This window comes from Labrys sp. ALF-8 (assembly GCF_059699065.1).
Genome location: NZ_AP048537.1, coordinates 2794431 through 2808646, shown reverse-complemented (window position 1 = coordinate 2808646; position 14216 = coordinate 2794431). Strand labels below are relative to the sequence as shown.

Here is a 14216-nt window from a genome sequence, read left to right as displayed (position 1 = left end):
AACTTTCCACAAAAGCAAAGAGAATCAATACGATGACGCAGGCGCAATCGACGGTGGACGCAGCGTGGGGCAGCGGGCCCGGCGACAACTACGAAGAGCTGGCCAGCCATTTCAGGCCCGTTTTCGCCCGGATTCGCGAGGGAGCCATCACGCGCGAACTCAACCGGACCCTGCCGCACGAGCCGATTGCCTGGCTCAAGGAGGTGCGCTTCGGTGCCCTGCGCGTACCGGTCGAAAGCGGCGGATTCGGTGCCAGCCTGCCGCAGCTCTTCGCCCTGCTGGCCGAGCTCTCGCAGGCCGATTCCAATGTCACGCAGGCCCTGCGCGCGCATTTCGGCTTCACGGAGGACATCGTCAATTCACATTCGGCAAGCCGCCGTGCCCGCTGGCTGCCCCGCCTTGCCCGGGGAGAAATCGCAGGCAGCGCCTGGACCGAAATCGGCGAGGCCAAGCAGGCTGCCTTCTCCACCGTGGTGAAGCGTCGGGACGACAAGGCGCATGTCACCGGCGCCAAGTTCTATACGACCGGGTCCCTGTTCGCCGACTGGATCGATATCGGCGCCAGTGGCGAGGACGGCTCCTCGATTTCAGCCGTGGTCGCTCGCCATGCGCCGGGGGTCAATATCATCGACGACTGGGACGGTTTCGGCCAGATCCTCACCGCGAGCGGCACGACCACCTTTGCAGACGCGCCGGTGGACGTGGAGGATCTCGTGATCGACGACGACCGCTTCAAATATTCTGCCGCCTTCTACCAGCTCGTCCATCTCGCGACTCTGGCCGGCATCGGGCGCGCTGCGAGCGACGACGTCGCACAGGCCGTGAAAGCAAGGCGCCGCAGCTATTCGAATGCCCCTGCCCCGCGCCCCGCCGAGGACGCGCAGGTGCTGCAGATCGTCGGGCGCGTGCGTGGTGCGGCCTATTCGTCAGGCGCGATCGTGCTCAAGGTGGCCGAGGCGTTGCAGCGCGCCTTCGACGCCCGCTTTGGCGGCGACGCGGCTGCCGAGGAAAAGGCCAACGCGCTCGCGGAGCTCGAAGTGGCACAGGCCCAGACCGTCGTGACCAACCTTATCCTCGACGCCTCCACCCTGCTCTTCGACGCGCTCGGCGCCTCGGCGACCCTGCGCACCAGCGCCCTCGATCGCTACTGGCGCAACGCCCGCACCCTCTCCTCCCACAATCCCCGCATCTACAAGGACAGGATCGTCGGCGACTTCGCGGTCAACGGCACGCCGCCTCCCTACCAGTGGCGCATCGGCCAGGCGTAAGGAGGCAGACGCGCCTCACGCTCACACGTCAAGCGTGTTGTCGCGCTCCCACTGGGTGAAGTGCTGGGTGTAGCTGTTCCACTCCTGATGCTTGAGCTTGAGATAGGAGGAGGAAAAGGCTTCGCCCAGGGCAGCCTTGAGCGACTTGTCCTTGTCGAAGGCGCGCAGCGCGTCCAACAGGTTCAGCGGCAGCTTGGGCGCGCCCTTCACGGTATGGCCGTGCTGGTACATGTCGATGTCGTAGCGCTTGCCGGGATCGGCCTTGGCGTGGATGCCATCAAGGCCGGCGGCAATGATCACGGCCTGCAGGAGATAGGGGTTGGCGGCTCCGTCCGGCAGGCGCAATTCGAAGCGGCCCTTGCCCGGCACGCGCACCATATGGGTCCGGTTGTTGCCGGTCCACGTCACCGAGTTGGGCGACCATGTCGCGCCCGACACGGTGCGCGGGGCGTTGATTCTCTTGTAGGAATTGACGGTCGGGTTGGTGATGGCGGCCAGCGACTCCGCGTGCTTCATGATGCCGCCGAGGAAGTGGTAGCCCTGCGGCGAGAGGCCCATCTCGTCCTTGGCGTCGTAGAACATGTTGGTCTTGCCCGCCTTGTCCCACACCGAGATGTGAGCATGGCATCCCGAACCCGTCAGGCCCGGGAAAGGCTTCGGCATGAAGGTGGCGCGCAGGCCATGCTTCTCGGCCACGGACTTGACCATGAACTTGAAGAAAGAGTGGCGGTCGGCGGTGACGAGGCTGTCGTCGAAGTTCCAGTTCATCTCGAACTGGCCGTTGGCGTCCTCGTGGTCGTTCTGGTAGGGCCCCCAGCCCAGCTCGAGCATGTAGTCGCAGATCTCGGCGATGACGTCGTACCGGCGCATCAGCGCCTGCTGGTCGTAGCAGGGCTTGGCGGCATTGTCCTTGGCATCGGAGATGGCGCCGCCGTCGGCGTCGATGAGGAAGAACTCGGCCTCGACGCCGGTCTTCACATAGAGGCCCTCCTTGGCTGCGCTCGCCATGATGTTCTTGAGAACCACGCGTGGGGCCTGGTCGACATGCCGCTCTTCCATCACGCAATCGGCGGCGACCCAGGCGACGTCCTTCTTCCAGGGCAGTTGCACCACGGCGGAGGCGTCGGGCACGGCGAAGAGGTCGGGATGGGCAGGCGTCATGTCGAGCCAGGTTGCGAAACCGGCGAAGCCGGCGCCGTCCTTCTGCATATCCGCGATCGCCGCCGCCGGAACCAGCTTGGCACGCTGGGCGCCGAAGAGGTCCGTATAGGAGATCATGAAATAGCGGATGCCCTTTTCCTTGGCGAGCGTCGCCAGATCCTGCGTCATACTGTCAATTCCCGATGTCTGGATGGTCTGGTGTACCGGTCTTGGGACCGGCATCTTTGTAAATTGGACTATGCAAAAAAAGTGCCGGTCCGCAGGGCCTCGCCGGGAAAACCGGGGAACCTCGACCTTTCGTCATCGCCGGGGTCGTCCCGGCGATTCGGTTTGGCGCAAGCGCGGGCAAGCAGGGCGACCTGAATTCCCGTCACGCTCCCGGGCGTGCCCGTTCCCAGGCTGCACTCGCCCAGCCACACTCAGAACCCCTGTCCCGGGATCCAGTTCGTGCCCGCAAGCGGCACACGGGCCATGGCGGCGGCCTCGATGGTGAGGGCGCAGAGGTCCTCTGGCTCCAGGTTATGGACATGGTTCTTGCCGCAGGCCCGCGCGATGGTCTGTGCCTCGAGCGTCATCACCTTGAGGTAATTGGCGAGGCGGCGCCCGGCCTTGACCGGATCGAGGCGCTCCATCAGGGCGGGATCCTGGGTGGTGATGCCCGCCGGATCCCTGCCTTCGTGCCAGTCGTCGTAGGCGCCGGCCGTCGTGCCCAGCGCACGGTACTCTTCCTCATGGATGGGATCGTTGTCGCCGAGCGCCACCAGCGCCGCCGTGCCGATGGAGACGGCATCGGCGCCGAGAGCCAGAGCCTTCGCCACATCGGCGCCGTTGCGGATGCCGCCCGAGACGATGAGTTGCACCTTGCGATGCATGCCGAGGTCCTGAAGCGCCTGTACGGCCGGGCGAATGCAGGCGAGCGTGGGCTGGCCCACATGCTCGATGAACACCTCCTGCGTCGCCGCCGTACCGCCCTGCATGCCGTCGAGAACCACGACGTCCGCGCCCGACTTCACCGCGAGAGCGACGTCGTAATAGGGACGGGCACCGCCGACCTTCACATAGATGGGCTTTTCCCAGTCCGTGATCTCGCGCAGTTCCAGGATCTTGATCTCGAGATCGTCCGGACCCGTCCAGTCGGGATGGCGGCAGGCCGAGCGCTGGTCGATGCCCTTGGGCAGGGTGCGCATCTGGGCGACACGGTCGGAGATCTTCTGGCCCAGCAGCATGCCGCCGCCGCCCGGCTTGGCGCCCTGACCGACCACCACCTCGATGGCATCGGCCTTGCGCAGGTCGTCCGGGTTCATGCCGTAGCGCGAGGGCAGATACTGGTAGACGAGCGTTTGCGACTGCCCGCGTTCCTCCGGCGTCATGCCGCCGTCGCCGGTGGTCGTCGAGGTCCCGGCGATGGTGGCGCCGCGCCCCAGTGCTTCCTTGGCACGGCCGGAGAGCGAACCGAAGCTCATGCCGGCAATGGTGATCGGAATCTTCAGCTCGATCGGCTTCCTGGCGAAGCGCGAGCCGAGCACGACGTTGGTGGCGCATTTCTCGCGATAGCCTTCAAGCGGATAGCGCGAGATGGAGGCGCCGAGGAAGAGCAGGTCGTCGAAATGCGGCACCTTGCGCTTGGCCCCGCCGCCGCGGATGTCATAGATCCCCGTGGTGGCCGCCCGGCGGATCTCCGAGAGGGTATAGTCGTCGAAGGTCGCGGATTTACGCGGGACGGTCGGCGGGTTGTGGTAGCTCATGTGGGGATCCCTGGGATCGCAGGCTCCAGGCCTGCTCTTGCAAACGACGACGCTTCAGGAAGAAGCGGGCTGGAAGCCCGCTGTCCCAGACGTCAATACGCATCCGCATTGTCGATGTTGAAATTGTAGAGCTTGCGAGCCGAACCGTAGCGCTTGAATTCGCCCGGCTTGACGTCGTCGAAGCCCGCCTTCGCGAGCAGGCCTTCGAGGATCTCGATATGCTCGGGCCGCATTTCCTTCTCGATGCAATCCGCGCCAAGGCTCTTCACCTTGCCGCGCACGAAGAGACGCGCCTCGTAGATCGAATCTCCCAGCGCGTCCCCGGCATCGCCGCAGACCACGAGATTGCCCGACTGGGCCATGAAGGCCGACATGTGTCCGATATTGCCGCGCACGACAATATCGATGCCCTTCATCGAGATGCCGCAGCGCGAGGAGGCATTGCCCTCGATCACCAAGAGGCCACCCTTGCCGGTGGCACCGGCATACTGGCTGGCATCGCCCTTGATGCGGACTTCGCCGGACATCATGTTCTCGGCACAGCCCGGACCGGCCGAGCCATGCACGACGATGGTCGCATCCTTGTTCATGCCGGCGCAGTAATAGCCAACGCTTCCCTTGATCTCGACGCGGACCGGCGCGTCGACGCCCACCGCGACGGCATGCGAACCCTTGGGATTGCTGACTTCCCACACGGTGGCGTTGGTCCCCGCCTTTAGGGCGTGCAGCGCCTGGTTCAGTTCGCGCAGCGGCGTCTTGCCGAGATCGACCTTCTCTGTATCCGTCTTCACGCTTTCGGCCTTCGTTGCCAGTTGGTCCATGCCTCAGCGCTCCCAGAAATAGACGGTGGCGGGCTCGGGTTCCCACACCTTGGCATCCTCGATACCGGGCAGGTTCACCAGAGCACGATATTCGGAACCGAAGGCGACATACTGATCCGTCTCGGCCAGGACGGCGGGCTTGCACGCGACTGGATCGCGCACGACTCCGAACCCGTCCTTGGTGCCGACGACGAAGGTGTAGAAGCCGTCGAGGTCGCCCAACCCCTTCTCCATCGCCTCGCCGAGGTTGAGCCCCTGGTTCATGCGCCAGGTCAGATAGGCGGCGGCGACCTCGGAGTCGTTCTCCGTCTCGAAGCTCATGCCGTCATATTTGAGCTCGCGGCGAAGATTGTTGTGGTTGGAGAGCGAGCCGTTGTGAACGAGGCACTCATCGGCGCCCGTGGAGAAAGGATGGGCGCCAAGCGTGGTCACGGCCGATTCGGTCGCCATGCGGGTGTGGCCGATGCCGTGGCTTCCGGTCATCTCGGCGAGGGCAAAGCGCCTGGCGACCTCGGTGGGATAGCCCACCTCCTTGTAGATCTCGATCGCTTCCCCGGAGCCCATGATGCGGACCGAGGGCCGAAGCGCGCGGATGGCCTCGCGCGCCGCATCGGCCCTCTCGGCGGGCACGCTCAGAACCGCATGGGTGTCTTTGGGCTTGAGCGAAACGCCCTCGCCGATCGCATTGCCGACGGCATCTGCCAGGCCCTCGAAATCCGAGGCCGGGCTGGCGGACTGCACGGTGATCTTGGCCTTGCCGGCCTCGGGTGCGCCGTAGATCGCGAAGCCCGCCGAATCCGGACCGCGGTCGCACATGGTGTTGAGCATACCGGACAGGAGCGCCCCCAATTGGGGTTCCAGACTCTTGTCCTTGAGAAAAAGGCCGACAATGCCACACATGGCGTGGATCCTCAGTGCAACTAATTTCACTGAGGCTAGCAAGTTCCCCCGGCGCCATCAACCGTTCTGAACAAATTTTTCCTGTGAGGAATAATTTGTGGCTGAGGGCGTTCTCGCGCCGATGTTCGTCCGGATCGAGCTGCCCCCCCCCAGCGGGAAGCCGGCGATAGATGCAGGCCCGAGACCGGGAGGCGCGGCGGCGAGCAGCTGCCGCGCTCTCTTTTCTCACGCAGCCTGCTTCACGAAGCGCTCGACATGGGCCGAAGCGATCGGATTGGCGTTGGCCACCAATTCGTCAAAGCGATAATTCGCGATCTTGGCGATCTCGATCAGCCCGGACGCACGCTCCACGCCCGGCGAGTTGGCCATGCGCGACCAGCCATTCGCCAGCACCCGCTCATAACGCTCCACCTCACGGGCGCACACGATGAGCGGGAAGCCGAAATGTTTGCGGTAGGCGGTCGCGAGTTCCAGGACATGGTTCTGCTCCTCGCTGTCCAGACCGTCGAGGCCGGCATTGACGTGGTCAAGGACATAGGCATTGCCGGCATCGCCTTCGCTGCCGAGATCCGCGAAGGAGTTCATGAGCTGGAGCTGCTCCTCGGCGGAGCCGGTGAGCAGGGCATCGTGGAAGGCCGAGCGCAGGGCGATGGTGTCGGCGAAGGGCCGCAGTGCATAGGCCCGCTCCAGCACCCAGGGCGTATTCTCGACCAGGCCGCCGAAGGTCTTCGCGAATTCAGCCGGCGACATCTCGTTCACGTCCGCCAGGCTCACCGGGTTGTCGTCCGGCCGGCCCGCCACCGTCACGTTGTGGCTTCCGCCGACATGGTTGAAGAGGATGTTGAGGAGGATGGCGGCGAGGGCACCCAGGGTGATGCCCGAGCCGAAGATGATCTGGACCCAGTCCGGGAAGGCGTTGGCGACATAGGGCTGGGCCGTCACCAGCATGCCCAGGCCCACGCTGGTGGAGACGATGACGATGTTGGCATGGTTGTTGAAGTCGACCTTGCTCAGCGTCTGGATGCCGACCACGGCCACCGCCGCGAACATGGCGAGCGCCGCCCCGCCCAGGACCGGCAGCGGAATGCCGGCGACGATGGCCGCCGCCTTGGGCAGCGAGCCCAGGACGATCATGATGATGCCGGCGGCCACGATCACCCAGCGGCTCTTGACCTGGGTGAGGCGCACCAGCCCGACATTCTCGGCAAAGCAGGTATAGGGGAAGGAGTTCAGCACGCCGCCGATGAAGGTGGCGATGCCGTCGGCCCGGATGGCCCGGCCGATATCCTCGGGCCGGATGCGCTTCTTGACGATCTCGCCGGTGGCGTAGACGTCGCCGGTGGTCTCCACCATGGTGATGACCATCACCACGATCATCGACAGGATGGCGGTGAAGGAGAAGGTCGGCCAGCCGAAGTAGAAGGGGGAGGTGTAGCCCACCCAGTTTGCGGTGGCGACCTCGCCGAAATGGGCATCGCCCAGCAGCCAGGCGACCACGGTGCCGGCGACCAGGCCGATCAGCACCGCCACCGTCTGCATGAAGCCGGTGAAGACGCGCTGGATCATGACGATCAGCCCGAGCGTGCCGAAGGCATAGGCCAGGTTCTTGAGCATCACCGGGTTCTGGATCGCCATCGGGCTCTGGCCCAGCACGATGTCGTTGGCGGCGACCGGCAGCAGCGCCACGCCGATGATCAGGATCACCGAGCCGGTGACCACGGGCGGGAAGAAGCGCGTCAGCCTGGCGAAGTAGGAGGCGGCGAGGAAGGTGAAGACGCCGGCCACGATGACCGAGCCGTAGATGGCGAGCAGGCCCGGGGTGCCGCCGGCGCCGCCGGTGGCGGCGAGGCCGATGGCGATCATCGGCGAGACCGCGGTGAAGGTGACGCCCTGCAGCAGCGGCAGGCGCACGCCGACATTGCCGAAGCCCACAGCCTGGATGATCGAGGCGATGCCGCAGGTGAACAGGTCGGCGTTGATCAGGTGGATCAGTTGCTCCGGCGAGAGCTTCAACGCACCCGCCACGATGATCGGCACCAGAACCGCACCGGCATAGAACGCCAGCACGTGCTGGAACCCGTAGGCAGCCAGCTTCGGCAGCGGCAGAACCTCGTCAACCGGGTGCACCTTGGCGGAGCGGGCCGGCGGCACCGCTTTCCCGCCAAGATCGGTATCGGCAATGACAGTCATGAAAGATCCCCTTGTAGATCACATATCTTCTGGTCGGTCAGGCTGGGGCGGTCTCCGCCGCCTTTGTCTGCATGGCCGGCACCGGCCGCCCCCTCGGGCGGGCGGTGCCGGCGTCATGGTCCATCACGGCGCGATAGAGCCGATCGGCCGCGAAGGGCGTTTCCTGCAGGCGCACTCCCGTGGCGTCCCGTATGGCATTCGCCAGGGCGGCGGCGACGGGGTTGAACGGGCTCTCGCTCATCGACTTGGCTCCGAGCGGGCCGATGCGATCCGTGGTCCGCGCGAACAGAACCTCGGTGCGGGGAATGTCGGCGAAGGATGGAATGTGATAGCCGCGGAAAGTCGGGTTGGAGACCCGGCCTTCCTCGTCGAAATCCATATGTTCGTAGAGGGCCGCGCCGATGGCCTGTGCGACGCCGCCTTCGACCTGGCCACGGCATTGCATCGGGTTGATCACCGTGCCGGCGTCGGCTGCGTGGATGCTGCGCAGGATGCGGATCTCGCCGTGACGGCGATGAACGGCAACCTCGAAACCCTGGACGTTGAAGGCGATCGAGCGGGGCGTGCCGCCGCTGCGCCCCTCCGCCTCCAGTCGGCTTCCCTGACGCCGGGCGGCCTCTTCCAGCGAAGCCAGGCCGACCACGTGATTGCCGACGCGGACATGCCCGGCCTCCAGGTGGCCCGCGCCGGCATCCCCGCCCGTCAACTCTGCGGCGAGAGCAATGAGATCCGCACCGAGCCTGGCACAGGCCGCGCGCGTCGCCTCGCCCGCCACCACGGTGCCGGTGCTGCCATAGGCGCCGGTGTCGTGGCTGACATGGTCGGTGTCCGATTGCCTGATGCGGATTCGCTCCGGCGTCGTACACAGCATGGTGGCGGCGATCTGCGCATGTACCGTCGTGGTGCCGTTGCCGAATTCGGCGGTGCCGACGAGAAGTTCGTAGTCGCCGCCGGCCAGGAGCCTCACCCTGGCATGGGCGTGGTGGCCGCGGGGAGGAATGGTATCGATCATGCCCGCCGCGAGGCCGCGCCCCACCAGCCAGTCCGGTCCGAGGTCGGGTTTCGCCGAGGCATTGAGGCCCGTCTCCACCCCGTCCAGGCACTGATCCAGACCATAGCTGCCGAACTCGACGTCATGGGGATGATCATCGGCAGCGACCAGGGGGTCGCCCGGGCGAACCATGTTCAGGCGCCGCAGGACGACGGGATCGATACCCAGGCCCCTGGCCAGTTCGTCCATGGCGGATTCCACCGCGAAGTTGGTCTGGCTCAGGCCATACCCGCGGAAGGCGCCGCTCGGCAGCGTGTTCGTGTAGACGGCATAGCCGTCGACCTTCTTGTTGGGGCAGCGATAGAGCGCGATCGACTCGTTCCCGGCATGGAAGAGCACGCCGCCCGCATGGTTTCCGTAGGCGCCGGTATTGGACACGATGCGCAACTCGATCGCGGTCAGCGTGCCGTCCCGACGGGCTCCGATCCTGACCTTGACACGCATCGGATGGCGGCTGGTGGAGGCGGAGAACTGTTCGGACCGCGTGAACTCCAGCTTCACCGGCCGGCCGGTGCGAAGCACGGCCAGCATCACGATATCCTCGGTGAGCATCTCCTGCTTGCCGCCGAAGCCGCCGCCGACCCGTTCGCTGAAGACGCGCACCTTCTCGCGCGGCATGTCGAAGAGGGTGCACAGGGCGTCCCGGGTCAGGAAGGGTGTCTGCGAGCTGGTGCGGATATGGATACGTCCATCCTCGCCCAGCCAGCCGATGCAGCCATGCGTCTCCAGATGCGCATGCTGGATGCGCTGGCTGACATAGGTTCCGCTGTGCACGCGATCGGCAGCCGCGAAACCCTCCTCGACGTCGCCGATCCCGCCGTGCAGTTCGGCCACTATGTTGCGGGTCGGATCGTGGATGCGCGACTCCGCTCCCTTGGGATGCAGGACAGGCGCCCTCTCCGCCATCGCCTCCTCGGGGTCGAACACCGCCGTCAAGACTTCGTATCGCACCTCGATCAGCCCGAGCGCCCGCTCCGCCATCGCCTCGGTGTCCGCCACCACCGCAGCGACGCGCTGGCCGGCGAAGCGGATGATCGGATCGAGCACCAGCGTGTCGTCGACATCGTCGAGCGGATTGTCGTGCCTGGCGGTCGAGAAATGGCGGTGAGGCGCGTCGCGATGGGTCAGCACAGCCCGGACCCCAGGGGACGCCAGGGCGGCGCTGAACTCGATGTCGAGGATGCGGGCATGGGCATGGGGCGAGCGCAGGATCTTCATGTGGAGGAGACCATCCACCGCCACGTCCATCGTATAGCGCGCCTTTCCGGTCACCACCGCCGGTCCGGCGGGCGCCGGCGTGTTGCTGCCGACACCCTGCGGGCGTTCGTCGACATGGCGCACGCCGCCGACGGCATCGGCAATGGCGCGATAGCCGGTGCAGCGGCACAGATTGCCTTTCAGCGCATCGGGCAGATTCTGCTTCTGCTCTGCCGAGAGGCAGGCCGCCGTCATGATCATGCCGGCCGTGCAGAAGCCGCACTGGAATCCCTGGGCATCGAGGAAGGCCTGCTGGGTGGGATGCAACTGGCCCGGGCACGACAGCCCCTCGATGGTGGTGACCGCGCGCCCCTCCGCCCGGAAGGCCGGCACCAGGCAGCTATGCACCGGCTTGCCGTCGAGATGCACGGTGCAGGCGCCGCAGTCGCCGGCATCGCAGCCCTTCTTCACCCCGAACCAGCCGAGTTCGCGCAGGAACGTACGCAGGCACTGCCCGGGGCGAGGGGTAGCTTCCTGCTCGATGCCGTTGACGAGAAAGCTCATGCGGCCCTCCCCTCGGCGAGTTCACGACGAATCTGCTCGGCGAAGTCGAACGTGACCTGGCGCCGCCAATCCGGACGGCCGTGCATGTCGTCATAATAGAGGGCGAGGGGTATGCCGGCGGCGACCGCGTCCCGAAGCATTCCTTCGTCCGGCAAGGCGGAAAAAGCGAGACGGATCGGCATCCGCGTTGCGGCGGTCACCGTCAGCGCGAAGGCTCCGTCTTCCCTAAGCGTGCCGATGACGAGCACACCGGAGCGGCCGAGCTGGGTCAGCGAGGCCCGCCGGAATGCGGCGCGTGCCCGGAAGGCCGCCGACGGAATTTCGATCGAGCGCAGGATCTCTCCGGGCTCCAGCGCAGGCAGCCTTGGGCCGCGCACGAAATCGACGACCGGCAGCCGTCGTTCATCGCCCTTCGGCGTCCAGATCACGCAGGTGCCATCCAGCGCGGCACAGAGCGAGATCATCGGCCCGGCGGGTAGCGACATGCAGAGGTTCCCCCCGACGGTCGCCATGTTCCAGATCTTGAAGGAGGCGAGGAAGGATCTGCAGCACAGGCCGATGAGGGAGGCCGCCCGCCATTCGGATGGTGCCACGAAGCCGGCGAGCGTGGCGACAGTGCAGGTGGCGGAAATGGACAGGCCGCCTTCGTGCATCACCAGCGGCTCCCAGCCGAGGCCGGACAGGTCGATCAGGCGGGCAAGCGTCGGCTGCGGTTCGGAGAACAGCCAGGTTCCGCCAGCCAGCCAGGCATCCGCGGAGCCGGCATTCCTCGCAAGCGCCATCAGGCCCTCGCGGCTCGCCGGTCGTTCCGCCACGGTGATGGAGTTGAGATCCATGGCCGAATCTCACTCTCCCGCCAGGACGCGGATCGCCCGGGCGAATCCACGCGCCTTCCCGTCACCATCTCGCCGGAGCAGCGACATCGAACTTCCCCTCTCTTCCGGAAGGCAAGGCTCCGCCGGTCGTGGCGAGCGGGCGTGCCCTACGGATGAAACTCATTTTTTCCTGGATGCCGCGGAGGCGTTTATGACGCCCGCCTCTCATTCGACGCCAGGAGCTTAGCGCGATTTGTGCGGTGCGATATTTCCGAATCCAGAACGATGCGCTGCCGAAAAAGCAGCGATCAAGAGCAGGGTATTCCGTGCACCGTCCTGTGCGGCCGTGGCGGAGTGTGCTTAATTAGGACCATGACCTTACCTATCGGCAGCGACGAAAGTCCCGAAAGTCCCAGGGCTGCCACATTGGTACGCCCGCGCGAGAGCGCCCTCTCTCCTGCCTTGCTGGCGCGCGTCTTCCACCAGCCCTCGCTGATCTATTTCAACGCCGTGGCTCAATATCTTTCGGTACGGGAGACGGCGCGGCGCCTCAACGTCGCATCGTCGGCCGTCACGCGGCAGATTTCGGGGCTGGAGGATGCGCTGGGCATGGAACTCTTCCAGCGAGAGGGACGGCGCATCAAGCTCTCGCCGGCCGGCGAGATCCTCTTCCGCCACGCCCGTCGCCTCGTCGCGCCGCTGGAGGCCGCGGTCTCCGAACTCGACATGCTGCGCGGCCTGAGGACGGGGACCGTGCGTGTCGCGGCTGCGGAGAGCGTGGGACTCTCGTTCCTGCCACGGCTTATCGATGATTTCGGCCAGCGTTATCCTCGCCTGCGCCTCGACGTTTCCGTGACCTCCTCGGCTGACGTGATAGACCGGATCGCCGATGAACAGGCCGACATCGGCCTGGGCTTCATTGCCGGCCGGCTGCGCGGAATAGAAGTCGCCGTGCGACGCGACGTGCGCATCGGCGCGGTCATGCGGCCAGATCACCCTCTGGCTACGGCCCCCACCGTCACATTGGCGGCCTGCCTTGCCTCAAACATAGCGGTGGGCAAGCCGGAAATCTCGATCCGCGAGGTGATCGAGCCATTCCTGCAACGCACGACAACCGCACCCCCTCCCTTCGTCGAGGTGGATTCCATCCGCATGCTGGTCGAGCTGGCGCTGATCGGGCATCACGTTTCGATCATGACGCCGATCGGCGCCCACAGCGAGATCCAGCGTGGCGAACTCGTGTTCCGCTCCCTCGATGAGCCGGGCCTGCCCACCAATCGCTTCGGGCTGATGGTCCGGGCCGCCGGCAATCTGCAGTTTGCGCCGGCGGTCTTCTACGAACACGCCAGGCAGCATTTCGAGACACTCGAACTGCCCGGCGCGGTTTGAGCGGCGTCTCAGTGCAGGACGACGCCCTCGGGGAGCCCGGTGAAAGCGAACGACGATGCATCGAACGCGGCCGGCATGATGACACGCGGCACCAGGTTCGCCTGCAGTTCGCGGCAGATCCCGGCGGCCAGTTCAAGGGTGATGAGCTGGCAGCGTTCCCGGCCGCACCGTTCGGCGTGATAGAACTCGACGGGTATGTCCTCCACCAGCCGCTGCTTGAGCAGGGTTTCACTGGGCAGGCCTTCGAAGTCGAACTGCAGCGGGCGACGGGTCGAGCCGGTCACGGTCAGGGTGAGGTCTCCCTCCTTCGACACCGTGCCGATCAAGAGCGCATCGGAGCTTCCACCGGTCTGGAGCGCCAGACGACGGAACGCGACCGGCCGCTCCAGCGCTTCGGCGGGAAGTCTTATCGATCGCAGCACCTCACCCGCCCGGAGTGCAGGCAGGCCGGGCCCCCGCACGAAATCCGGTACCGAAAGGCGCCGCTCGCCGCCGGCCGGTGTCCAGACCGTGCAGATACCTTCCAGCGCCGCGCAGAGCGCGATCATCGGTCCCGACGGCAGCGCCATGCACAGATTGCCGCCCACGGTCGCGCTTCGCCAGTTCGTGAACCCGGCCGGAAAGGCACCGCAGCAGCGGCCGATCAACGGTGCGGCCTGCCAGGACGCGGGTGCCTTGAAGGCTGCGAGGGTGCCCAGATTGCAGGTCGCGGATATGGTGAGCCCATGCGGCCCTGCAGACAGGGGATCCCAGTTCATGCCGAGCAGGTCGACCAGCCGGCGAATCTGGGGCTGGGACCGGAGAAACAAGCCGGTCCCGCCGGCAAGCCACGCATCCGATTTTCTGGCGCGCCTGGCGATCACGGTGAGGGCCATGCGGTCCACTGGGCGGACGGCCTTCGATACGGTGCCCAGTTTCATGACGGCAGCTCCGGCCGCCCAGCCGCAAGCACCGCGCAGCGTCGCGGGCCACTCATGGCAGTCCCAGCAGTACCGACAGTCAACCCGACTGCCGTCAGTAAGACGACAAACGACATCAATTCCTCCAGCACAAGAGCAAGACTCCGCGGCAGTCGCCACGGACCGTTACGAGGGAACGCAACTCGAGACGTCGGC

The 14216-nt window shown here is 65.9% G+C and carries 10 protein-coding genes; 2 read left to right on the top strand and 8 right to left on the bottom strand.

What is annotated here, in order from left to right; genetic code table 11:
• Positions 1-32 precede the first annotated feature (32 nt).
• Positions 33-1268: an acyl-CoA dehydrogenase family protein gene (locus AC6H34_RS12940; protein WP_497539068.1), complete on the top strand. Its 1236-nt coding sequence runs from the start codon at positions 33-35 to the stop codon at positions 1266-1268.
• 21 nt (positions 1269-1289) lie between these two features.
• On the opposite strand, the gene glnT is transcribed toward AC6H34_RS12940, so the two are convergent.
• The 7 genes from glnT to AC6H34_RS12905 all read right to left on the bottom strand — a co-directional run bounded on the left by glnT (position 1290) and on the right by AC6H34_RS12905 (position 11733).
• Positions 1290-2597, bottom strand: a complete 1308-nt coding sequence (glnT, locus tag AC6H34_RS12935; RefSeq protein WP_497539067.1) for a type III glutamate--ammonia ligase — start codon at positions 2595-2597, stop codon at positions 1290-1292.
• Between the two features lie 251 nt (positions 2598-2848).
• Entirely contained in the window at positions 2849-4174 is a 1326-nt protein-coding gene (locus AC6H34_RS12930; protein WP_448149580.1) for an FMN-binding glutamate synthase family protein, read from the bottom strand.
• A 92-nt stretch (positions 4175-4266) separates the two neighbouring features.
• Positions 4267-4995, bottom strand: coding sequence for a protein GlxC (locus AC6H34_RS12925; RefSeq protein ID WP_497539066.1), 729 nt, complete (start codon positions 4993-4995; stop codon positions 4267-4269).
• A 3-nt stretch (positions 4996-4998) separates the two neighbouring features.
• On the bottom strand, positions 4999-5895 hold the full coding sequence (locus AC6H34_RS12920; protein WP_497539065.1) for a class II glutamine amidotransferase: 897 nt from the start codon (positions 5893-5895) through the stop codon (positions 4999-5001).
• Positions 5896-6120: 225 nt separating this feature from the next.
• Positions 6121-8085, bottom strand: a complete 1965-nt coding sequence (locus tag AC6H34_RS12915) for a solute carrier family 23 protein (RefSeq protein ID WP_497539064.1) — start codon at positions 8083-8085, stop codon at positions 6121-6123.
• Positions 8086-8122: 37 nt separating this feature from the next.
• Positions 8123-10897, bottom strand: a complete 2775-nt coding sequence (locus AC6H34_RS12910; protein ID WP_497539063.1) for a molybdopterin-dependent oxidoreductase — start codon at positions 10895-10897, stop codon at positions 8123-8125.
• Complete coding sequence (locus tag AC6H34_RS12905; protein WP_448149585.1) at positions 10894-11733, bottom strand: FAD binding domain-containing protein; 840 nt, start codon at positions 11731-11733, stop codon at positions 10894-10896. Before AC6H34_RS12905 ends, AC6H34_RS12910 begins: the two co-directional genes overlap by 4 nt.
• A gap of 351 nt (positions 11734-12084) precedes the next feature.
• Here AC6H34_RS12905 and AC6H34_RS12900 point away from each other — a divergent pair, with 351 nt between their 5' ends.
• Positions 12085-13101: a LysR family transcriptional regulator gene (locus AC6H34_RS12900; protein ID WP_497539062.1), complete on the top strand. Its 1017-nt coding sequence runs from the start codon at positions 12085-12087 to the stop codon at positions 13099-13101.
• Between the two features lie 8 nt (positions 13102-13109).
• On the opposite strand, the gene AC6H34_RS12895 is transcribed toward AC6H34_RS12900, so the two are convergent.
• Positions 13110-14021, bottom strand: coding sequence for an FAD binding domain-containing protein (locus AC6H34_RS12895; RefSeq protein WP_448149587.1), 912 nt, complete (start codon positions 14019-14021; stop codon positions 13110-13112).
• Positions 14022-14216: the final 195 nt, after the last annotated feature.